The 20,335-nt window shown below is 55.1% G+C and carries 17 protein-coding genes; 7 read left to right on the forward strand and 10 right to left on the reverse strand.

Annotated elements, in window-relative coordinates:
• Window position 1: 1 nt before the first annotated feature.
• On the forward strand, window positions 2-715 hold the full coding sequence (locus tag EDC54_RS02775) for an ABC transporter ATP-binding protein (protein WP_132452977.1): 714 nt from the start codon (window positions 2-4) through the stop codon (window positions 713-715).
• Window positions 702-1,199 carry a TlpA family protein disulfide reductase gene (locus EDC54_RS02780; RefSeq protein ID WP_132452979.1) on the forward strand — a complete coding sequence of 166 codons (498 nt, stop codon included), beginning with the start codon at window positions 702-704 and terminating at the stop codon, window positions 1,197-1,199. Before EDC54_RS02775 ends, EDC54_RS02780 begins: the two co-directional genes overlap by 14 nt.
• A 33-nt stretch (window positions 1,200-1,232) precedes the next feature.
• Here EDC54_RS02780 and EDC54_RS02785 read toward each other — a convergent pair whose 3' ends face one another.
• Both EDC54_RS02785 and EDC54_RS02790 read right to left on the reverse strand, forming a co-directional pair.
• Complete coding sequence (locus tag EDC54_RS02785) at window positions 1,233-2,210, reverse strand: DMT family transporter (protein WP_132452981.1); 978 nt, start codon at window positions 2,208-2,210, stop codon at window positions 1,233-1,235.
• A gap of 99 nt (window positions 2,211-2,309) precedes the next feature.
• On the reverse strand, window positions 2,310-3,143 hold the full coding sequence (locus EDC54_RS02790; protein ID WP_132452983.1) for an AraC family transcriptional regulator: 834 nt from the start codon (window positions 3,141-3,143) through the stop codon (window positions 2,310-2,312).
• Between the two features lie 359 nt (window positions 3,144-3,502).
• Between EDC54_RS02790 and cbl the strand changes: the two genes are divergently transcribed.
• Together cbl and gltP are read left to right on the forward strand one after the other, a co-directional pair.
• Window positions 3,503-4,456: an HTH-type transcriptional regulator Cbl gene (cbl, locus tag EDC54_RS02795; RefSeq protein WP_132452985.1), complete on the forward strand. Its 954-nt coding sequence runs from the start codon at window positions 3,503-3,505 to the stop codon at window positions 4,454-4,456.
• Window positions 4,457-4,856: 400 nt separating this feature from the next.
• Window positions 4,857-6,164: a glutamate/aspartate:proton symporter GltP gene (gene gltP / locus EDC54_RS02800; protein ID WP_132452987.1), complete on the forward strand. Its 1,308-nt coding sequence runs from the start codon at window positions 4,857-4,859 to the stop codon at window positions 6,162-6,164.
• A gap of 90 nt (window positions 6,165-6,254) precedes the next feature.
• Here gltP and EDC54_RS02805 read toward each other — a convergent pair whose 3' ends face one another.
• From EDC54_RS02805 to EDC54_RS02820, 4 genes are all read right to left on the reverse strand, one after another.
• Entirely contained in the window at window positions 6,255-7,358 is a 1,104-nt protein-coding gene (locus tag EDC54_RS02805; RefSeq protein WP_132452989.1) for an iron-containing alcohol dehydrogenase family protein, read from the reverse strand.
• A 128-nt stretch (window positions 7,359-7,486) separates the two neighbouring features.
• The gene (locus EDC54_RS02810; RefSeq protein WP_132452990.1) at window positions 7,487-8,353 is read right to left on the reverse strand and encodes an ABC transporter permease; all 867 of its coding nucleotides are present in this window, start codon (window positions 8,351-8,353) and stop codon (window positions 7,487-7,489) included.
• Window positions 8,313-9,179 carry an ABC transporter ATP-binding protein gene (locus tag EDC54_RS02815; protein ID WP_132452992.1) on the reverse strand — a complete coding sequence of 289 codons (867 nt, stop codon included), beginning with the start codon at window positions 9,177-9,179 and terminating at the stop codon, window positions 8,313-8,315. The genes EDC54_RS02810 and EDC54_RS02815 overlap by 41 nt, the downstream gene beginning before the upstream one ends.
• Window positions 9,180-9,232: 53 nt before the next feature.
• Window positions 9,233-10,255, reverse strand: coding sequence for an ABC transporter substrate-binding protein (locus EDC54_RS02820; protein ID WP_132452994.1), 1,023 nt, complete (start codon window positions 10,253-10,255; stop codon window positions 9,233-9,235).
• A 317-nt stretch (window positions 10,256-10,572) separates the two neighbouring features.
• Here EDC54_RS02820 and EDC54_RS02825 point away from each other — a divergent pair, with 317 nt between their 5' ends.
• From EDC54_RS02825 to cuyB, 3 genes are all read left to right on the forward strand, one after another.
• The gene (locus EDC54_RS02825; RefSeq protein ID WP_132452996.1) at window positions 10,573-11,604 is read left to right on the forward strand and encodes a malate/lactate/ureidoglycolate dehydrogenase; all 1,032 of its coding nucleotides are present in this window, start codon (window positions 10,573-10,575) and stop codon (window positions 11,602-11,604) included.
• 85 nt (window positions 11,605-11,689) lie between these two features.
• Entirely contained in the window at window positions 11,690-12,703 is a 1,014-nt protein-coding gene (gene cuyA, locus EDC54_RS02830; RefSeq protein WP_132452997.1) for a D-cysteate sulfo-lyase, read from the forward strand.
• Window positions 12,700-13,416: a cysteate racemase gene (gene cuyB, locus EDC54_RS02835; protein ID WP_132452999.1), complete on the forward strand. Its 717-nt coding sequence runs from the start codon at window positions 12,700-12,702 to the stop codon at window positions 13,414-13,416. Before cuyA ends, cuyB begins: the two co-directional genes overlap by 4 nt.
• A gap of 47 nt (window positions 13,417-13,463) precedes the next feature.
• Here cuyB and EDC54_RS02840 read toward each other — a convergent pair whose 3' ends face one another.
• The 4 genes from EDC54_RS02840 to EDC54_RS02855 all read right to left on the reverse strand — a co-directional run bounded on the left by EDC54_RS02840 (window position 13,464) and on the right by EDC54_RS02855 (window position 20,164).
• Window positions 13,464-14,804, reverse strand: coding sequence for an anaerobic C4-dicarboxylate transporter (locus tag EDC54_RS02840; RefSeq protein WP_132453001.1), 1,341 nt, complete (start codon window positions 14,802-14,804; stop codon window positions 13,464-13,466).
• A 715-nt stretch (window positions 14,805-15,519) separates the two neighbouring features.
• Window positions 15,520-16,896, reverse strand: a complete 1,377-nt coding sequence (locus EDC54_RS02845) for a TolC family outer membrane protein (protein WP_132453003.1) — start codon at window positions 16,894-16,896, stop codon at window positions 15,520-15,522.
• A gap of 2 nt (window positions 16,897-16,898) precedes the next feature.
• Entirely contained in the window at window positions 16,899-18,257 is a 1,359-nt protein-coding gene (locus EDC54_RS02850) for an HlyD family type I secretion periplasmic adaptor subunit (RefSeq protein WP_132453005.1), read from the reverse strand.
• Window positions 18,258-18,268: 11 nt separating this feature from the next.
• Window positions 18,269-20,164 carry a type I secretion system permease/ATPase gene (locus EDC54_RS02855; protein ID WP_165904251.1) on the reverse strand — a complete coding sequence of 632 codons (1,896 nt, stop codon included), beginning with the start codon at window positions 20,162-20,164 and terminating at the stop codon, window positions 18,269-18,271.
• Window positions 20,165-20,335 lie beyond the last annotated feature (171 nt).

The following is a 20,335-nucleotide window of genomic DNA, read 5'->3' on the forward strand; positions in this document are numbered from 1 at the left end:
GATGTCTGTCGAGAATGTACAGAAAATGCCGCAGGCAGCGGAAGCGGTGATTGAGACTCGCCAGCTCTATAAACGCTTTGGTCAGGTGACCGCGCTGGAGAATATCAATATTCGTATTGCGCGCGGCGAGTTCGTCGCCATCATGGGCGCGTCGGGTTCGGGTAAAACCACGCTGATGAATATCCTCACCTGTCTGGACACGGTGAGCGAAGGGCAAGTCTTGCTGGACGGTGTGGATGCCGCCGGGCTGGACGAAGAAGGGCGACGCCAATTCCGAGCCGATAAAATTGGGCTGGTGTTTCAGCAGTTCCACCTGATCCCGTTTCTGACCGCGCTGGAGAACGTGATGCTGGCGCAGCATTACCACAGCGTAGTGGATGAGGCGGCGGCACAGCGCGTGCTTGATCAGGTTGGTCTGGCGCATCGTGTGAACCATTTACCCAGTCAGCTCTCCGGCGGCGAGCAGCAGCGCGTGTGCATCGCCCGTGCGTTAGTGAACGAGCCCCCGGTGATCTTTGCTGATGAGCCCACAGGTAATCTGGATGAGGAAAACGAACGGCGGGTGCTGGAACTGCTGAAAGATCTGCACCGGCAGGGGCGTACCATTGTGATGGTGACGCACAATCCTGAATTGGGGCAGTTTGCTGACCGTATAATCCGCCTGCAACATGGCAAGTATCTTGGTGAAGAGGTGAAGCATCATGAATTGGCGTAACGGTATTACCGCACTTTGCCTGCTGGGTCTGGTGGCGCTGAGCGGTTGTCAGGAAGAGCAGGTTCGCATCGGAGCGCAGGCGCCTGCGCTGGCTGCTTACGATCTGGCCGGACAAGAGGTCGGGCTGTCACGCTGGCAGGGGAAGAGCGTGTATCTGAATTTCTGGTCGTCGGGCTGCGGCGGTTGCATGGCTGAAATGGGAACGTTGGAAAAACTCAGTCAGCAGTATGGCGATAAGATCGTGGTCGTGGCGGTCAACACCGATCCTGACGGCGTGGATATCAACGCGATGCTGACGCATCACCATGTGACTTATCCGGTGGTGCGCGATCAACTGGGGATAACCAAAGAGCGCTATCAGGTCACCGGTACGCCAACGTCATTCATTATCGATGGCAGCGGCAAAGTGGTTGAGCAGCATCAGGGCGCGCGTAATGAAGCGGAGCTTTCCGCGCTGTTCCAGCAGCTAGCAAGCCGGACATAAAGACCGGCCTATGTTCGCCGTCGGCGTGTGCGCTTACTCTGTTGGTGAAACCGGCGTCTGTACTTCTATGATGACAGGTTCCGGTTTTACCCGTATGGCATAGATGACGCCGACAATCAGGCAACTGATGCCGCATAGCGTCAGCAGCGGCGGCCAGGATTGCCGGATGATAAAGGCATAGGCCAACCCCGCCAGCGTTTCAAATACAATCAGCGGCCCTACCAACACGGTAGGCAAACGCTGGCTGGCCTCATTCCAACATAGCGTCCCGATCCACGAGCAAAACAACCCGATCGCGATCATCAGCGGGATAAATACCTCAGGCCGTGGGCCGAACGGTTGCGCAAAGGCGCTATTCGTTAATGCCAGATGGCCGCATACCAGCAGATAGCCCAGCAGCGCCAGCGGCAGCGTGACCAGCCCTTGTGCGGTCGCCCAGGTGGTCGGCGTATTGTCTTTGTGGTCGCGGAGCCAGCGGGCGTTGCGCAGGGGATACCAGGTCCAGCACATCACCGCGAAAAACGCCATCGCAATGCCGCTGGCATAACGCCATAAATCGAATTCAACGGTCGTTCCTTTCAGTTCCGCAATGTTGACGCAGACCAGACCGGCCGCAATCAGCAGCAGCGAGGGCAGCAGCCGACGCCAGGCCACGCGGCCATCATGCTTGCTGTATAACACATTGGCGGTAACGGAAATCACTACGGGAAGGGTACCGATAATCATCGTCGAGATCGGCGCGCCGGTACGCTGGATGGCGCTGGCGAGCAGGAAGTAGTACAGCAGATTACCAATAACCGTGAGTTTCGTGGCTTCCAGCCAGTCGCGACGGGTTAACTGACGCAGACGACGGCGATCGAGCCACGCCAGCGGTAAGGCTATCAGTCCAAAGGCCAGATAACGTCCGGTGGACTGCAAGGCGGCGGGGTAGTCCGGTACAATCAGCGGCCCAACGAAAATCAGCCCCCACATGAGGCCGGCGGCTAGCGCAAATAAAACACCAATTAACATGATAAACCCATTTTTTCACAATAGTGCATCGCGCCAGTCTAGGGAGAGTCGGCGGTGAATTATTGTAGAATATTGCTGTTTATTATTCGAGGGAGGAGGTTAGCGCCGAACCGGATAAACCTGTTTTTGGTAGCGAATGGGCGTGACGCCATAGCGCTGAGCGAAGGTGCGGGTCAGATGTGCTTGATCGGTTAGCCCGACGGCGATGGCGACATGAGCGGCCGCCATACCGCGCGTCAGCATCTGTTTCGCCTCATACAGCCGAATTGCCATCAGCATCTGATGCGGAGTGACGTGATACTGGGCTTTGAACTGGCGCAGGAAGTGATATGGGCTCAGGGACACCAACGCCGCCAGATCTTTTAAGGTAACGGGATGAGCGAAGTTCTCCCGTAGATAGGCTTTCACTCCATCAAAGCGGTGCAGCGGTTCAATCATCTGGCGTTGCGCGATGTGCGCGTGTGGTCGGAAAAGTTCAATCAACGACAGCAGCAGGCTTTCACTTGCTAACGGGTCGGTTGTCTGCCACATCGCGGCCAGCGTCATCGCCAACTGACGTGCCGTTGCGGGATCGTGGCGCACGACATCGGTAAACCACCAGCCTTTCTCACCGGAGACGTTCTCCAGCACATCGGGCGGGATATAAATCATACGATAGCGCCAGCCGTCTTCCGTCGCTGATTCCCCCGTATGCAGTTCATCAGGGTTCATCAACACGAGTGAATCGACAGGCGCTATATGCTTGGCGCCACGATAGCGGAATTGCTCTGCGCCGTCGTCAATGGTTCCAATACCAAACGCCTCATGCGTGTGTGGTTCAAAGGCATAACGACAGATGTGCGCGTGATAAAGCTCAATGCCGGGCAGCGTCGGCAAATGCCGGAACTGGGCATAGTCTCTCTCATCAGTAAACTGTTCCGGTACACCCTGCATGTTGTCACCTTGTCTCCCATTCTGATTTCCATCATAGCAGCGATAGCTCGTCAGCTTGAAGTCATGTGGCCTATTTAGCGTGAGGGGAAATGCTGTAAAAGGGAATAAAAACGTCGGGATAAATAGATCAGAAAGGCATAAATCATAGCGAAATGGTTGATTGACGACGCGCGTGTGACAAAAGTAGCTTTATCTAACTTATTGATTTTAAAATTTATGTCTATTTCTTGTTAGGTAAGGCTGTGTGGCAGACATACCGTTAGTATAAAAAAATATAATCAACTCCATTTGTTTATTTGTTCAACCTCTCATTACTTGGATCAATGTTGCCATGTGTAATCGGGACAAGGGAGTGGAAGGTGAACTTTCAGCAATTAAAAATTATTCGTGAATCAGCGCGGTGCAATTACAACCTGACCGAGGTGGCGAATACGCTGTTTACCTCTCAATCCGGCGTGAGTAGACATATCCGCGAGCTGGAAGAAGAGCTGGGGATTGAAATTTTTGTCCGCCGCGGCAAGCGGTTGCTCGGCATGACCGAGCCGGGTAAAGAGTTGCTGGTGGTTGCTGAGCGTATCCTGAACGACGCCAGTAACATTCGACGCTTGGCGAATGTGTTCACCAACAACGATACCGGCCAGTTGGTGATCGCCACGACGCACACACAGGCGCGCTACAGTCTGCCGCCGGTGATTAAAGCGTTCCGTTCTCTGTATCCGCAGGTACGGCTGGTGCTGAATCAGGGGACGCCGGATGAGATCGTGGCGATGCTCAATTCCGGCGAAGCGGATATCGGTATTGCCACCGAACAGCTAATTAATGATACCTCGCTCGCCGCATTCCCTTACTATCGCTGGCACCATTCGGTGATTGTGCCGGAGCACCATCCGCTGACGGAAAAAAGCGTGATTACGCTGGAAATGCTCAGTGAGGAGCCGTTGATTACCTATCGTCAGGGCATTACGGGGCGATCGCGTCTGGATCGCGCTTTTCAGGCCGCGGGAATGACGCCGGATGTGACGCTGAGCGCACAGGATTCCGACGTCATTAAAACCTATGTTGAACTGGGGCTTGGGGTCGGGATTGTGGCCGATAAGTCTTACGATCCGGTGCGGGACAAAGGGTTGGTACGACTGAATGCGGAACATTTGTTTGAGGCAAATACGGTCTGGCTGGGGCTGAAAAAAGGCCAGTTACAGCGTAACTACGCCTGGAAATTTATTCAGCTGTGCAACACGGAATTGTCGCTGGATGAAATTAAGGACAGGGTGTTTTCGGATAATGATGAAGCGGTGATTGATTACCAGATTTAAGGGATGCCACGGTTTCCTCACCAGATACCCAGCCAGAACTCTTCCGGCTGGGGCGCACTTTTTTTCCTACCTCGACCCTGTCCGCGCTCCGTGCTGGATTCAGCATAATTATGTCTTATTACGCCGATAATCCGCTTGATCTCATCGTGGTGGGATAGTAGCATCCTCGCTATAACAACAACTTATATCTGATTTTTGTTAATCGATACAAATACTTGTGCGTTTTTATTGAATAATTATGTTGACGGTTTTTGTATCGGAGCAGAAAAATTAACGGTAACAGCCCATCAGATATCCTTGATATTCACCTCTCTCCACGTTGATTTTTCGGTTCACGTTGAATCGGAGTCGCGCCAGCGCCATGTCTGTGATGGCGGGGAGTTTAAAACGGAAAGTAACGATGAAAGTACAAAAAATCAGCCTTGCATGGCAAATTCTTATCGCCTTGATCCTGGGAATCGCACTGGGTGCGGTGTTACATGAACAACAAGAAAGCCGTCAGTGGCTGATCGTTAATATCCTGAGTCCGGCCGGTGATATCTTCATCCGCCTGATTAAAATGATTGTCGTCCCCATCGTCATTGCCACGTTGATTGTCGGGATTGCGGGCGTCGGCGATGCGAAAAAGCTCGGTCGTATCGGTTTCAAGACCATCCTCTATTTTGAAATCATCACCACGGTGGCGATTATCCTCGGCATTACGCTGGCAAACATCTTCCAGCCGGGACACGGCATTGATATGTCGACGCTGACCGCCGTGGATATCTCGCAGTATCAAAAAACCACCGAACAGGTGCAGAGCGGGACACACAGTCTGGTCGGTACGGTGCTGTCGCTGATCCCGCCGAATATCTTCGCCGCGATGGCGCACGGGGAAATGCTGCCGATTATCTTCTTCTCGGTGCTGTTTGGCCTGGGGCTGTCGTCATTGCCGAAAGAACATCGTGAGCCGTTGCTGAACGTCTTTCGCGGCGTGTCGGAAACCATGTTTAAAGTAACGCACATGATCATGCGCTACGCGCCCGTCGGGGTGTTCGCGCTGATTTCCGTCACCGTTGCCAACTTCGGCTTTGCCTCGCTGTGGCCGCTGGCCAAGCTGGTCATGCTGGTTTACGCGGCGATTTTTTTCTTCGCGCTGGTCGTGCTCGGTATCGTCGCCCGCCTGTGCAAGCTGCGCATCACGATATTGATCCGCATCCTCAAAGATGAACTGATCCTCGCGTACTCCACCGCCAGTTCGGAAACCGTGCTGCCGCGCATTATTGAAAAAATGGAAGCCTATGGCGCACCGAAGTCGATCACCAGCTTTGTGGTGCCGACCGGCTACTCCTTTAACCTTGATGGATCTACGTTGTACCAGAGTATTGCGGCGATTTTCATCGCGCAGCTGTACGGCATTGAACTGTCGATTGGGCAGGAAATCGTGCTGGTGTTGACGCTGATGCTGACGTCCAAAGGCATCGCGGGCGTACCGGGGGTATCGTTTGTTGTGCTGTTGGCCACGCTGGGCAGCGTCGGGATCCCACTGGAAGGTTTGGCGTTTATTGCGGGCGTCGATCGTATTCTTGATATGGCGCGTACGGCGTTGAACGTGGTGGGCAATGCGCTGGCCGTCTTAGTGATCGCCAAATGGGAACGCCAGTTCGATGAGCAGAAAGCACAGGCCTACGAGCGTGAAATCAAAGGGATTAGCACGCACCCCGCTTAGCAGGGGTAATCTCGTCATCCCTTAAATGACACGAGCAACGGGCGCACCGATTCTTCGATGCGCCCGTTTCTTTTCATGGGTATGCGCTCACTATGCCGCGTGGCTGCCGAACGTCTTCTCGTCTAGCGTTTGCGTGCGCCACAGCGCCTGTTGGATTCGTTCGGCATCTGTTGCGAAGGGCAGGCGAGCGGCAATTTTCGGCGCAATCCTGACGTTCTGTGCAATATCGTCGACCCGTTGCGGGCGCTCGTTGAGACCGAGCGCGCTCAGCGTTAACGGACTACCATAGCGGCGCAACTGCGTGAGAAGTTCTATGCGGTCGGCATCGTTATCGTGTTCCAGAAAAGCCTGTACGGCTAATCCAAATCCCACTTTCTCACCGTGTAGCCAGTCATGCAGTTCCGGCAGTCGCGTCATACTGTTGTGAATGGCATGGGCAACACCGATGCGCGGCACCTCGTCTTTCATGCTGTTCGCCACGCCCGCCAGGGCGATAACGGCATCAATCACACGACGCAGTGCCGGTGTAACCCGACCTTGTACGTTATCCGCGATAGCCTGTTCGCCATTGCGGTTAAACGTCTCCACCGCCAGCCGCGCCGCCTGTGCCTTGAGCGCTAGCGCCAAACCGTCATCGCCGTGGCGTAAATAAGGTTGAAACTCATACCATTTCGCCAGCGCATCCACGATACCGGCTTTCAGATAGCGCACCGGGCTGCGGACGATGATCTCGCTGTCCACCAGCACCCAGACCGGCAAACGCGTCAGCGCATAGGCGCCGTTGTGCGCACCGCTGTCGCTGTATATCACGCTGATGGGCGACCAGGCGGCGCAGGTGGCCGCGATGGTCGGCACGGTAATCACGGGAAGCTGTCCCAGAATGTCGCCGACGGCTTTGGCGACATCCAGCACGCGCCCGCCGCCAATGCCTAAAATCAGTTCCGCGTTGAATGCACGCGCCTGAGCGGTCAGCACTTCTATCGCGGGTTTCGTGCAATCGCCGGGCAAAAATGCGACCTGATACCGTAATCCGTGTTCGCTGAGGCTGCGTTCGACGGCGTCCGACGTCGCTTTCCACGCCTGTGAACTGGTAATAATCAGTAATGTGCGGGCGTGGGGCGCTGCATATTCGCCGACAGAACGAATGACGCCATCACGATTCAGATAGGTTTGCGGCGCTTGTATTGCAATCATGTTCGCGATCTCTCATCTCTGCGGGAAAATATAAATCAGTTTTAACAGCGATAGAGAACGCCGCAAAAGAATAATTCTGGCTATGAATGGGCGGATTTCGCATAACCTGAAAGGTCGCAAAACGCCGCCTAACGCTGCATTCCCCAGCGTTTCACCGTGACTTTTTCGAGCGTGGAAAATACCAGTCCTTCAACCAGCAGCCCGATGATGATGACGGACGCCAGTCCGGCAAAAACACGGTCGGTGTAAAGCTCGTTACGGTTTTGAAAGATGTACCAGCCCAGACCGCCGTCACCGCTGGAGGCGCCGAATACCAGTTCCGCGGCGATCAGGGTACGCCAGGCAAACGCCCAACCGATCTTCAGGCCAGAAATAATCGACGGCAGCGCGGCAGGGATCAGAATGGCATTGATGTAGCGAAAACCGCTCAGGCCGTAGTTGCGACCGGCCATACGCAGCGTTTCCGAAACGCCGAGAAAACCCGAGTAGGTATTCAGCGCCATTGGCCACATCACTGAATGGATCAGGACGAATACCAGGCTCTTTTCCCCCAGACCAAACCACAGCAGCGCCAGCGGCAGTAACGCAATCGCGGGCAGCGGGTTGAACATGGACGTTAATGTGCCTAAGAGGTCGCGCCCGAAACGCGTGGAAACCGCCAATGCGCTGAGGGCGAGCGCCAACAGGCTACCGATGACATAGCCTTTTAACAGCGTACCGAGCGAAACCACCATCTTATGCGGCAACTCGCCGCTGGCGATATCGTCGCGAAAAGCCTGAAAGGTTTGCAGGAAACCGGGCAACATCAGATCGTTGTTTTGCCAGCGTGCGGCAAATTCCCACAGAACAAGCAACCCGGCCAGCAGTACCAGCTTGCGCAGCCAGGTCTGATTCCACAGGCGTGCCGCCAGTGGAAGAGGCTGATTAAGCGTGAAATCTTTCAGCGGCGCCAGTTCACGCTGATACTCGGGTCGCAGGGGGGGCTGAATGCGCATAGAGTTGACCTTGTGTTGCGGTGACGGGTGAGGACGTATCGACATCGGTTGGAAAAAGAAGATGGTGAATACGCTGTGCGGTAGTCTGGAAGGCTTCACTGCCTTGATCGCTCAATGCAAACTGATGGCAGTTGATTTCCGCCCGGACGCGGCCCGGATGTGGCGAGAGCAGCAAAATCCGGCTGCCGACGATCAGGGCTTCCTCGATCGAGTGGGTGACAAACAGCAGCGTGAAGCGCACCTCTTCCCACAGCGCCAGCAGCTCTTCCTGCATTTTGCGTCGGGTCAGCGCATCCAGCGCGGCGAACGGTTCATCCATAAGCAACACTTTCGGCTGCATGGTCAGCGCCCGCGCGATGGCGACCCGCTGCTTCATCCCGCCGGACAGCGTATGCGGGTAGGCATCGGCAAATTTCGTCAGTCCGACTTTATCGAGAAAATAGCGGGCGCGCGCTTCCGCCTCGGCGCGCGTTGCCTGACGGCTGGCAACCAGCGGAAATAGCGTATTTTCCAGCACGGTTTTCCACGGCGGCAACTGATCGAACTCCTGAAAGACCATGATGCGATCCGGGCCCGGACGCGTAACCGGCTGACCGTCGAGACGGATTTCGCCGTCGACCGGCGCGAGAAAACCGCCGATGGATTTCAGCAGGCTGGATTTGCCGCAGCCGGAAGGCCCTAATAGCACAAAGCGCTCGGCGGGAAAAACGTCAAAACTCACATCATGGGTGGCGCGTACCAGACTGCGCCGGGTTCGGTATTCCAGCCCGACGCCGTCCACCTGCAACAGCGGTTGGGCGACGGTATCGTAAGCGTCTTGTGTCATGCTTGTTCTCCTGCGTTGTGGCGAGGGATGTCGTCGAATGCGTTTGAGTCTGGTTAGCTGCCCGGCTGTTCATGGATTTCAGCAAAGAAATAGTCTTTCCAGGAGGCGGCTTTGTTTTTCAACACGCCAAGCTGTTGCAGCTTTTCAGCATAAACGTAGGTGCGTTCAGGGGTGATCGTGAAATCGATCTCGGGATCGGCGACGATGCGTTTCACCAGTTCGGGATCCAGTTTCGATTTCTCGACCCGGATATAGGTTTCAGCCGCGGCGGCTTTATCCGCCTTGATAATTTGCGACGCTTCCTTCAACGCCTCATAGAAGGCGCGGTAGGTTTTCGGGTTCTCGTCATGGAATTTCTGCGTGGTATAGAGCACGTTGAACGTCGCCTGACCGCCCAGCACGTCATAAGAACTCAGAATCTTGTGGACGTTGGCATGTTCCAGCGCCTGATATTGGAAGGGCGGGCTGGAGAAGTGGGCGTTGATTTCAGATGCGCCGGCGATAAGCGCGGCGCTGGCGTCGGGATGCGGCAAGCTGACGGAAATCTTATCGAAGCGTTTGAAATCCTCTGCGCCGTAGAGTCTGGCGGTTTCGATCTGTAGCGTGCGGGACTGGAAGCCAACCCCCGCAGCGGGTACGGCGATACGGTCTTTGTCGCTTAAATCACGAATTGTTTTCACCGCCGGGTTATTGCTGAGTAAATAATTGGGCATAGAGCCGAGCGAGGCGATCGCTTTCACATTCTGGCGACCCTGTGTGCGATCCCATACGGTCAGCATCGGCGGAACGCCAGCGGAGGCGACATCCAGCGCGCCGGACAGCAGCGCTTCGTTGATCGCCGTGGCGCCGGAGAGCGTGCGCCAGTCTACTTTGATATCCAGCCCTTGCTGTTTGCCGTGTTTTTCAATCAGCTTCTGGTCGCGCACGACATCCAGCATCAGGTAACCGATGCCGAACTGTTGTGCAATGCTGATATTCCCTTCCGCACTGACGCCGAAGGCGTTGAAGGTCAGCCCTATCATGGCGGCAACGCGGGTGAGACGCGTCAATTTTTTCGCAGGTGTTGAGTGCTTCATTCTCATTTTCTCTGGTTATTAAACGCTGAACGATTCGGGCGACAAAAAAGGAAAAACGACAGGCGACTATCTCAATAAATAACGCGTCGTAATGAATGCTCCAAACCAATATCCTATTTTTTTGACGCCGTGCAAATAAAGTGTTTTTTGTAATAACTTAGAATAAAGGTGATGTTAATTAACGTATTATTCGAGAAAATAAGTCAATAACCGCTTTAGCTAAATATTCACTATGGATAGTTTTATTTTTCAGTTAAGGATAAAAACCCGCGCGTTATAGTGGCGCTACATATTCATTTCGCTACATAGAGAATTATATGCCTGTTTTTAGCCATCATTATTTACGTGATTATTTGCACGACCGGCTGACGGATAAAGACGTCAACACGGCGATTGCGAGAATTGTGGCGGATAATCTTGTCGAATCCAGCCTGAAAGGGCATGACTCGCACGGCGTGAGTATGCTGCCGCGCTATATTGACGCCATCCGGGAAGGCGGGCTTTCACCCCATGCGCAAGCGGAAAAAACGTTGGATTTCGGCCCGCTGATTTCGTTTGACGGGCAGCAGGGTTTTGGTCAGGTGGTGGCCAAGCAGGCACTGGACGAAGGCATTGCACGTGCGCAGACGCATGGCCTGGCGGTGGTGAGTTTAGCCAATGCGCACCATTTGGGGCGCATTGGCGCGTGGGCGGAGCAGGCCGCCGAGGTCGGACTGGTGTCGTTGCATTTTGCGAATGTCTATACCGGTAGACCCGTGGTGCTGCCGTGGCAGGGGCAGCAGGCGCGTTTTGGCACCAATCCGTTTTGCGCCGGTATTCCGGTGGCGCAGGACGATCCGGTGATTCTGGATTTCGCCACCAGTGTGATTGCGGGGAACAAAGCCCGCATCGCATGGAATGAAGGCAAGTCGGTGGCGCCCGGCAGCATCGTGGATAATGAAGGCAATCCGACCATCGATCCTCGCTGGTTGATGGAGCAACCACTGGGGGCGTTATTGCCTTTTGGTGAACATAAAGGCTCGGGGCTTTCGCTGATTTGCTCGCTGCTTGGCGCCGCGTTGACCGGCGGAAAAACCGAGCGCATAGCGAAAAGCGAAGGTAAGCAAATTATTAACAGCATGCTGTCGATTTTAATCGATCCGCAAAAATTAGGCGGCGCCGAAACCTATCAACAGGAAATTCCGGCGCTATTAGCGTGGGTGCGCCAATCCCGCAATGACGGTGAATTATTGTTGCCCGGCGATAAAGAAAAACAATGTTGTCGCCAGCGACGGGAAAGAGGTATTTTTGTCGATGATGTCAGCTGGGAGCAATTATCTTATTTAAATAAAAACGTGGCCGCTTTTTAACAGAACGACGCCGCGACTTTTATATCGCGAGCGTAACGATGCACGGCATCACCTCAATCTGTCATCCGTATTCCAGGAGAATATTATGCACCTTGCCCGATTCCCTCGTTTATCGCTGGGCCATTTTCCTACGCCGCTGGAGGCGTTGCCGAACCTGTCTGCCTATCTGGGGGGGCCGACAATTTATATCAAGCGTGACGACGCCACGGGGCTGGCGACCGGCGGCAATAAAACCCGCAAGCTGGAGTTCCTGTTGGCCGATGCGCAGCAGCAAGGGGCGGATGTCATCATTACGCAGGGCGCGACGCAATCTAACCATGTTCGGCAAACCATTGCCGCAGCGGCAAAGCTGGGGTTGAAAACCAAAATCCTGTTGGAGAAACGGGTTGAAGACTACGGTGAAGACTATCAGCGCTCCGGCAACGTCCTGTTGGATAATCTGCTGGGCGGTGAGATTGTCGATCATCTGCCGGCGGGGACGGATATGCAGCAGGCGATGGAAACGCTGGCGGCCTCCCTGCGTAAAGACGGGCTCAGACCGTATGTCATTCCCGGCGGCGGCTCCAGTCCGGTCGGCGCGCTGGGCTATGTCGCCTGTGCGGAAGAGCTGCTGTACCAGTCCAGCCAGCAGCGCCTTCGCATCGATCATATCGTTCACGCCACCGGCAGCACCGGGACGCAGGCGGGCCTGGCCGTCGGCCTGAACGCGACGCACAGTCAGATTCCGCTGTTAGGCATCAGCGTCAGAGCGCCTAAAGCGAAGCAGGAGGAGAACGTTTATGCGCTGGCGCAGCGTACCTGGCAACAGTTGGGGATCCCAGGAGAACTGCCGCACAGCGTCGTGCAGGTCAACAGCGACTACGTCGGTAAAGGCTATGGCATTCCCACAGAAGGGACGCTGGAAGCGCTCAGGCTGCTGGCCCAACTGGAAGGCATTCTGCTCGATCCGGTCTATTCCGGGAAAGGGATGGCGGGGCTGATTGATCTGATCCGTCAAGGGCATTTTCATCCCGATGAAAACATCGTCTTCATCCATACCGGCGGCTCGGCCGGTCTGTTCGGCTACCGTCAACTGTTCGAACAGACGGCTGCCCAATGAGTACGACGCTGATTGGCGTGTTGGGCGGCATGGGACCGCTGGCGACGGTCGATCTGTTGCATAAAATCGTTGAGGAAACGCCCGCCAGCCGCGATCAGGACCATGTGCCGGTGGTCGTCTGGAATGTGCCGCAGGTTCCCGACCGCCAGCAGGCGCTGGCTGGCACCGGTGAATCGCCGTTACCGATGCTATTGCACGCCGTTCGACAGCTTAATCGCTTGTCGGTTAGTCATATTGTGGTGCCGTGTAACACGGCGCACCATTGGTTTGATGCGTTGGCTGAGACAAGCGATGCGCCGCTGGTGCACATGGCCGACGCCACCTTGCATGCACTGACTCACGCGGCAGAGATAAAGGCATCGCCGCGCAAAATCGGGCTGATCGCGACTCACGGGACGCTTAACGCCGGGTGGTATCAGCAGCGCTTTGCCACACGGCTCTGCGCTGAAACGGTGGTGCCGGACGAGCAGGAAATGGCTACGCTTTTTGTGCCGGGGTGTTATGCGGTGAAACGCGGCGAGCTCTCGCTGGGCGGACAACTGTTGGATCGACTTGCGGCACAGCTGGTGGCGCGGGGTGCGGAGTCTCTGGTTTTGGCCTGTACGGAAGTGCCTCCGGCGCTGCACGCTGTGGCGTCACGCTGGCGGACGATCAGTATCGATCCGACACGGGCGCTGGCGCAGGCCTGCGTTCGTCTCTGGCAGCAGCGATAAAAAGCCGCCCATTTTTGTTGGGCGGCTTTTGCATGCGGAGAACGGAATTACAGGAAGCCGTACATCGCGGCAAACACCCAGCCAAAGATACAGGAGGTGGTTACGCCAATGAGTCCCGGCAGGATAAAGCTGTGGTTGATAACGAAACGTCCGATCTTGGTGGTGCCGGAACGGTCAAACTGAATCGCCGCCAGGTCGCTTGGGTAGGTCGGCAGAATATAGTAACCGTAACAGGCAGGCGCAGACGCCACGATATACGCCGGATCGACGCCAATCGCCAGCGCAACGGGGACAATGGCCGCCAGTGCCGCTGCCTGCGAGTTAACAAACTTCGATACAATCAGCAGGATAATGGCGTAAGCCCAGGGATAGACTTTCACCAATGAGCCGAGCGTGGATTTGATCTCTTCCAGATGCGCGCCGAACATGGTTTCGGCCATCCAGGCGATACCGTATACCGCGACGATGGCGATCATCCCTGAACGGAACACTTCATTTTTCGAGATCGATGCCGGATTGGTTTTGGTCGCAATAATGATGATGGCACCAGACAGCAGCATAAACATCTGAATAACCAGCACCATCGACAGGGGTTTTCCGTTAAAGACCGGACGCAGCGCTTCATCTGCGCCCAGAAGCGCAACGGAAGCGATGGTTGCCAGAAAAATCCACATCGCGACCCAGTTACTGCGCGGCAGTTTTTTGTCCAGCAGCGTGGCGGTATCGCCATAGACATATTGTTTATTTTCGGGGTCGGCGATGAATTTCTGGAAGTCAGCATCCTCGTCCAACTCTTTACCGCGGAACCAGCTGAAAATCCCGATCGCCAGAATGCCCAGCAGGGTAGAGGGGATGGTAATTGACAGCAGGTCAAGGAACCCCAGATGCTTACCCTGGAAGGTGAAGTTAGCCAACATCGCGACCAGCGACACCACGGCAACAGACACCGGGCTGGCGATGATCCCCATTTGTGCGCCGATTGAACTGGCGGCCATCGGTCTTTCTGGTCGGATATTATTCTTGATGGCGACATCGTAAATAATCGGCAGAATGGTATAGACCACGTGACCGGTACCGCACAGGATTGTCAGAATACAGGTGACGAACGGCGCGATAATCGAGACGTATTTCGGGTTACGTCGCAGCATGCGCTCCGCGAGTTGCAGCATGACATCCAACCCACCTGATGCCTGAAGCGTCGCGGATGCCGCCACCACGGCAATAATGACCAGCATGACATCTACCGGTGGTTTACCTGGCTGTAGTTTAAAGATAAAGACCAGAATCACAAGCCCAATCCCGCCTAATAAACCCAGCGCGATCCCACCTTTTCTTGCACCATAAAAAAGGCAGATAAGGACAATGACTAATTGAATGATGAAATCCATAGTAGCCCCATTGCATTGCTATATAAGATGAACGGATGTCGTTAAAATTAAAATAAATACGTTGTTACTGTCGGTACTATATGGACGGGTTGTTATTTGTTTTTTTGATCTAAATCTATTAATTTTTATCTTTGCGTTATTTGCTGAAAATAGAAGATCTCGATCGCAATAATGATGTTTTTGTGGTTTATTTAGTTTATTAACTGTAAGATTAATTTAGTAATGAGTTGCTATGGCGCTTGATTGTGTTTTTGTTAATTCTATTGGGTGTTTTCTTTAAAATTATTGAATGCTTGTTTTTGTTTTGTTGTTGTTAATTTTATTTTAATTTCTATTTCGGTTAATTTTTTTCGCAGGAAAAACCAATTTAATTTCAGCCTGGCTACTCATAAAGGGTTGTTTTCATTTATTGTATTGTTTTTCAATAAGTAGCTTTATAAAGATGGCGTGAATCCCCATTCTGCCTGAAAGTCAATGTTGGCTGGTGGATGATGAGGTGAAAATAAGGAGATAGGCGTGGGCTGTGGCATTGAGGTCAGGCGCATCGCTATCTTTTGTTTTATTCTTTTTCTCCTTAAATACAGAGGGAATGTATTTTTTTAGCGTAATCGGTTATTAGTATGAAATCCTTATAAATATTTTAGAATATATGGCGAATTATTTCCCCGACGCGCCACGCGTGCGGTCTGATGCTGACCGCGATAACGCCATTGGCTCAATCGTGCCGTGGTACGCCCTTGGCAGGGATAAAATAGGCGGCTAACTGGCGCAATGTCTGCTCGTCCAGTGTACCGGCGTAGTAACGCAGCTGTAGCCAGGCCGTCAGCCAGGTATAACGCGCTTCGGTAAGGTCGCGTCGGGCGCCGTAAAGCTGCTGTTCGGCATTCAATACATCGAGGTTGACTCGCTCTCCGCCCTGAACGCTTTTCTGTGTGGCGGTGACCAGCGCCAGCGCTGACGTCTCCGCCAGTTCATAGGCGCGAATTTTTGCCTGGCTGCTAGTAAGCAGATTAAATTGGCGGCGCAGCTCAGTCTGGATGGCCGCCGTCTGTTCATCTTTTTCCTGTGCGGCCTGCTGATAACGTTCCTTAGCCTGACGCGTTGCCGCAGATACGCCGCCGCCGGAAAAAATAGGTACGCTGACGCGAAGGCCAATTGAGCGCGTATCGTATTTCTGGTTATAGCTGTTTTCGGTATCGGACTGCGTATTTCGCGCGCTGGCGACCAGTGTGACCTGTGGCAGGTGACCCGCCCGGTTACGCTCAATGCTGTATTTCGCCACGGCCAGCGACTGGTTTAGTGCTAATAGCTGAGCATTGTGGCGCATCGCCAATGATTGCCAATGTTGGTAGCCCGCAGGCTGAAGCGGTTGCGGCATGAAGCGTGGCGTTAGCGTCGCAAGCTGATCCACACCAACGGGCATCCCCAGCAGTGTCTCCAGTTCACGCAGGCTGATATCCAGATTGTCCCGCGCTTCGATGAGCTGCGCTTCCGTCAGGTTGACCCGTGCTTCGGTTTCCAGCATATCCGTGCGGGTGCCTTCGCCTTGCTGAAAGAGGCGTTGATTCAGTTGGTATTGCTCGCGATAGGCGCGCTGCTGAGCCTGAACCAGCGCAATCTGTTCACGGCTAAACAGCACGTTAGTGTAGGCCTGAAACAGACGTACCAGCAACTGCTGACTGGCATCGCGCAACTGTTCGTCGGCCAGCACGGCGCTGGCTTCACCCTGCTGATAACGCGACCATGCTGTATAGTCGAACAGCGGCTGTTGCAGGGAAAAGCTGGAGGCGCGGCTGGTGTACTCGCGTTCGCTTTGATGACCGCTCGCCGTGACCGTGGAGTCGTTGCGGGACTGACTGTAGTCATAGGTGACTTTCGGTAAGAGTCCTGCGCGTCCGATGTTCCGCTCTTCGCTTTCGGCGTTACGGGCATGCACGGCAGCCTGAAAAGCCGGGTCGTGGGTTAGCGCATGCTGCCAGGCTTCCATTAGCCCCAGTGCCTGAGTCGGTGCGCTGTAGTACAGCGTGAGAACAAGGGGGATGGCATAACGGGAGCGGATTGCCGCGCGATAAACGGATGAAAGGCGCAGCATAATTACTCCTCGGTCAGCGCCAGATGCAGGCGATCGAACAGTGGTTTAAACAGGTAGTTGAGCAGGGAGCGCTCACCGGTACGAATAAAGGCTTGCACCGGCATACCGGGACGAACATCCAGTCCGGCGAGCTGCTGTTTACCCTGTTCATCAACGCGAATACGCAGTGCGTAATAGGGTTTTCCCGTCTGTTGTTCGACGAGTTGGTCGGCACCGATCAGTGCGACAACGCCGGAAATACGAGGGGTAGTGCTTTGGTTGAACGCAGAAAACAGCAGCTCGACCGGTAACTCGTTGTTGACTCTGTCTACCAGCTCGATAGGTAGCTGAGCGTCAATTAATAACGGTTGCCCATCGGGAACAATCTCCATCAGCATCTGTCCGCTATTTACCACGCCGCCTTCAGTGTGCAGCGCCAGCCCAACCACCGTACCGCTGGCGGGCGCGCGAATGTGCGTGTGCTGGAGTTCATATTCCGCTGTTTTTAGGCGCTGGGTGAGGTCCTGAATGGAACGCTGGGTATCGGCGAGTTGGGCGCGTACCTCTTTCTGGTATTCGTTCTGACGCTGCTGAATTTTTTGCTCCAGCTCGACAACCTGCTGCTGGAGCTGTACCTGATTATTTCGTTCCTGCGCAATCGCGCCAGCCAGTTGGGCGGCCTGTCGCTCGACGTCCAGCAGGCGGTTGCGGGCGATATAGCCTTCCTGCGCCAGCGGACGCAGCCCGCGCAGCTGCTCGCTGATAATCTGGAATTGCGTTTGACTGCTGGCAAGCAGCGCCTGTGACCCCTGCGACTGCGCTTTTGCCCCGATGATGGCAGCCTGCATTGCCGTACGTTCCTGTTGCAGCGCGGCGCGACGGCTGATGAAAAGCTGCTGCTGGGCGATCTGAATTTGCTGTGTGACGGTACTGTGCTGCTCTGTAGAGGCGGGGAAGACAATCGTACTCAGATCGTCGCGTTCCGCCAGCAGGCGCGCTTCGCCCGCGTGCGCTTCCTGAAGCTGGGTGACGAGATTGTCACGTTGTGCCTGAGCGGGCGTTTGATCCAGCGTGGCAAGAACTTGCCCGGCCTGCACGTGGTCGCCATCCCGCACGGTGAGCGAAGCGATGCGTCCGCTACTGACAGGCTGCACGGCTTTACGATTGTCCGCGACAATGACCCGACCGGATACGGCGACGCCTTTATCCAGCGGCGCGATTCCCGCCCAGAGCAATAGCCCTCCGAAACCGATCAGAACCAGCCAGACACCGCGCGATAAATAGCGCCCGGCATCAGTATGCAAGGGCATCGTGGTGACATTCTCCTCAGCCAGATGAGCGGGGATTGCCGGTGAGGCTGTGATTTTGCGTAACGCGGACATAATTACCCTCTTTACCCTGTCATGTTATCGAAGCCCTGACGGCTGACGCCGTTGTCAGTGTGCTGAGCGTTATTGGCCCGACGCGGCGTCGACACGTTGTACACCTGCTTTAATCCTGCCGAACCGGGTGTCGTCGGGCTAAATTCGTTAGCTGTCTTGAGCGGTGTCGTACCGCTGACGGGGGGACTGGCTGGTTTGGCTCGCTGGAGCGCTTTCAGTACCAGTTCTGTAGCGCCGAAATACTGTATATGCCCGGCGCGAAGAACCAGCAGTTTGTTGGCGCAAGAGAGTAGCGCGGGCTTATGTGTGATCAGGACCTGTGTACTGGTGTTTTCCTTCAGTGTGGCGATCGCCGCCAGTAAAGCCTGCTCGCCGTCCTCATCCAGACTGGCATTCGGCTCATCCATGACAATCAGTCGAGGGCGGTTGTAAATGGCTCTGGCGAGGGCCACTCGCTGCTTCTGACCGCCGGATAGACCGGCTCCGCCTTCGCCCAACGGGGTATCGTAACCTTGCGGCAGTCGCAGAATCATCTCGTGAACACCGGCGGTAACGGCGGCGTCCACGATTTTTTCCGCTTCCGGCTCACCGAAGCGCGCGATATTTTCGGCAATGGTGCCGCTGAAAAGCTGCACATCCTGCGGCAGGTAACCAATGAAACGCCCCAGATCGCTTTTATCCCATTGGTGCATATCCGCGCCGTCCAGCCGGATTTTGCCGCTGAGTGCGGGCATGGAGGCAACCAGCAGGCGGGCGAGGGTGGATTTACCGGAACCGGAAGGGCCTAACACGCCGAGTACGTCGCCGGGAGCCAGCTCAAAGGTGATATTGGCGAGGAGAGGCGCACGCGAGTAAGGGGCGCAGGCGCTGAGTTGTTCAGCCTGAAGTTTGCCGGTTGGCGCGGGGAGGGCCATACCCGAAGGTCTCACCGGGTGACTATCGAGCAGCGTGTTGATGCGTTGCCACGCGAGTCTGGCCTGCGTCCACTGTTTCCAGACACCAATGATCTGATCGATCGGGCTAAGTACGCGACCCACCAGAATGGATCCGGCAATCATCATGCCGGGGGTGATGTCGCCGTTGACGGCCAGCAGTGCGCCCAGCCCCAGCATCAGCGACTGGAGCGCCAGTCGGGTCGTCTTCGACAGTGATGTGATATTGGCGCTTTTTTCACTGGCAACGTTTTGATAATAAAGGAAATTTTTATGCTGGGTCAGCCAGCGCTCACGGAGTGCGGGCAGCATGCCCATTGCTTCGATGGCGTCGGCATTGCGCAGGTTCGCATTGGCCTGCTGCGTAGCCTGAACGGTGATTTTCGCCGCTTGCGCCAGTGGTTCACGGATACATTGCTGATTCAGCCACGCCAGTAAAATCAACACAGCAGCTCCTGCCAGCGCCATGACGCCCAGCCAGGGATGTAGTATAAATATGACCAGAAGGTAAACCGGAAACCACGGTGCATCGAAGAAGGCAAAAAGGGCGTGACCGGTGGCAAACTGGCGCAGCGCGGTAAGATCGTTCAAGGCTTGTCCTGCGCTAGCGGCCCCCTTTTTGAGGTTGCTTTCAAATGCGGCATTGTAGACGCGCTGGTTGAGCCGCATGTCCATCTTCGTACCGAGGCGGATCACCACGGCGCTGCGTATCCATTCCAGCAACCCCATTAATAAAAACAGGCCCAGCGTGATGACGGTCAGCATGGTCAGCGTCATGATGTTGCCGGAAGGCAGGACGCGGTCGTAAACCTGAAGCATATACACGGCGGGCGCCAGCATCAGCAAATTGATAACGGCGCTGAACAGGCCAATTCCCCAGAATCCCTGGCGATAGGCGGCCAGCGCATCAAAAATCTCCCTGCCAGAAGACGCCGGGCGGGATGCGGGCAGAGGATGTTCTTTCTTTAATAGCATCGTCGGTATACTCACACTACGAAAGCGGGAAAAGGGGTAAGTCATACCGCTATTTACGCCCCTTCGCAAGGGTTATTACACTCAGTAGACCGTCGCGGTGCCTTGCCCGTCATACTTCACGCCGCATCCGTGCAGCGTGAAGTATTTAGGGTATGACTCTCTCCGTACCGC

This window comes from Samsonia erythrinae (assembly GCF_004342665.1).
Lineage (GTDB): Bacteria > Pseudomonadota > Gammaproteobacteria > Enterobacterales > Enterobacteriaceae > Samsonia > Samsonia erythrinae.

Excerpts from the sequence above, each read along its gene's own strand:
- EDC54_RS02775 (WP_132452977.1), top strand. The coding sequence starts at position 2 with ATGTCTGTCGAGAATGTACAGAAAATGCCGCAGGCAGCGGAAGCGGTG.
- EDC54_RS02780 (WP_132452979.1), top strand. The coding sequence starts at position 702 with ATGAATTGGCGTAACGGTATTACCGCACTTTGCCTGCTGGGTCTGGTG.
- EDC54_RS02785 (WP_132452981.1), bottom strand. The coding sequence starts at position 2,210 with ATGTTAATTGGTGTTTTATTTGCGCTAGCCGCCGGCCTCATGTGGGGG.
- EDC54_RS02790 (WP_132452983.1), bottom strand. The coding sequence starts at position 3,143 with ATGCAGGGTGTACCGGAACAGTTTACTGATGAGAGAGACTATGCCCAG.
- gltP (WP_132452987.1), top strand. The coding sequence starts at position 4,857 with ATGAAAGTACAAAAAATCAGCCTTGCATGGCAAATTCTTATCGCCTTG.
- EDC54_RS02805 (WP_132452989.1), bottom strand. The coding sequence starts at position 7,358 with ATGATTGCAATACAAGCGCCGCAAACCTATCTGAATCGTGATGGCGTC.
- EDC54_RS02810 (WP_132452990.1), bottom strand. The coding sequence starts at position 8,353 with ATGCGCATTCAGCCCCCCCTGCGACCCGAGTATCAGCGTGAACTGGCG.
- EDC54_RS02815 (WP_132452992.1), bottom strand. The coding sequence starts at position 9,179 with ATGACACAAGACGCTTACGATACCGTCGCCCAACCGCTGTTGCAGGTG.
- EDC54_RS02820 (WP_132452994.1), bottom strand. The coding sequence starts at position 10,255 with ATGAAGCACTCAACACCTGCGAAAAAATTGACGCGTCTCACCCGCGTT.
- EDC54_RS02825 (WP_132452996.1), top strand. The coding sequence starts at position 10,573 with ATGCCTGTTTTTAGCCATCATTATTTACGTGATTATTTGCACGACCGG.
- cuyA (WP_132452997.1), top strand. The coding sequence starts at position 11,690 with ATGCACCTTGCCCGATTCCCTCGTTTATCGCTGGGCCATTTTCCTACG.
- cuyB (WP_132452999.1), top strand. The coding sequence starts at position 12,700 with ATGAGTACGACGCTGATTGGCGTGTTGGGCGGCATGGGACCGCTGGCG.
- EDC54_RS02840 (WP_132453001.1), bottom strand. The coding sequence starts at position 14,804 with ATGGATTTCATCATTCAATTAGTCATTGTCCTTATCTGCCTTTTTTAT.
- EDC54_RS02845 (WP_132453003.1), bottom strand. The coding sequence starts at position 16,896 with ATGCTGCGCCTTTCATCCGTTTATCGCGCGGCAATCCGCTCCCGTTAT.
- EDC54_RS02850 (WP_132453005.1), bottom strand. The coding sequence starts at position 18,257 with ATGTCCGCGTTACGCAAAATCACAGCCTCACCGGCAATCCCCGCTCAT.
- EDC54_RS02855 (WP_165904251.1), bottom strand. The coding sequence starts at position 20,164 with ATGCTATTAAAGAAAGAACATCCTCTGCCCGCATCCCGCCCGGCGTCT.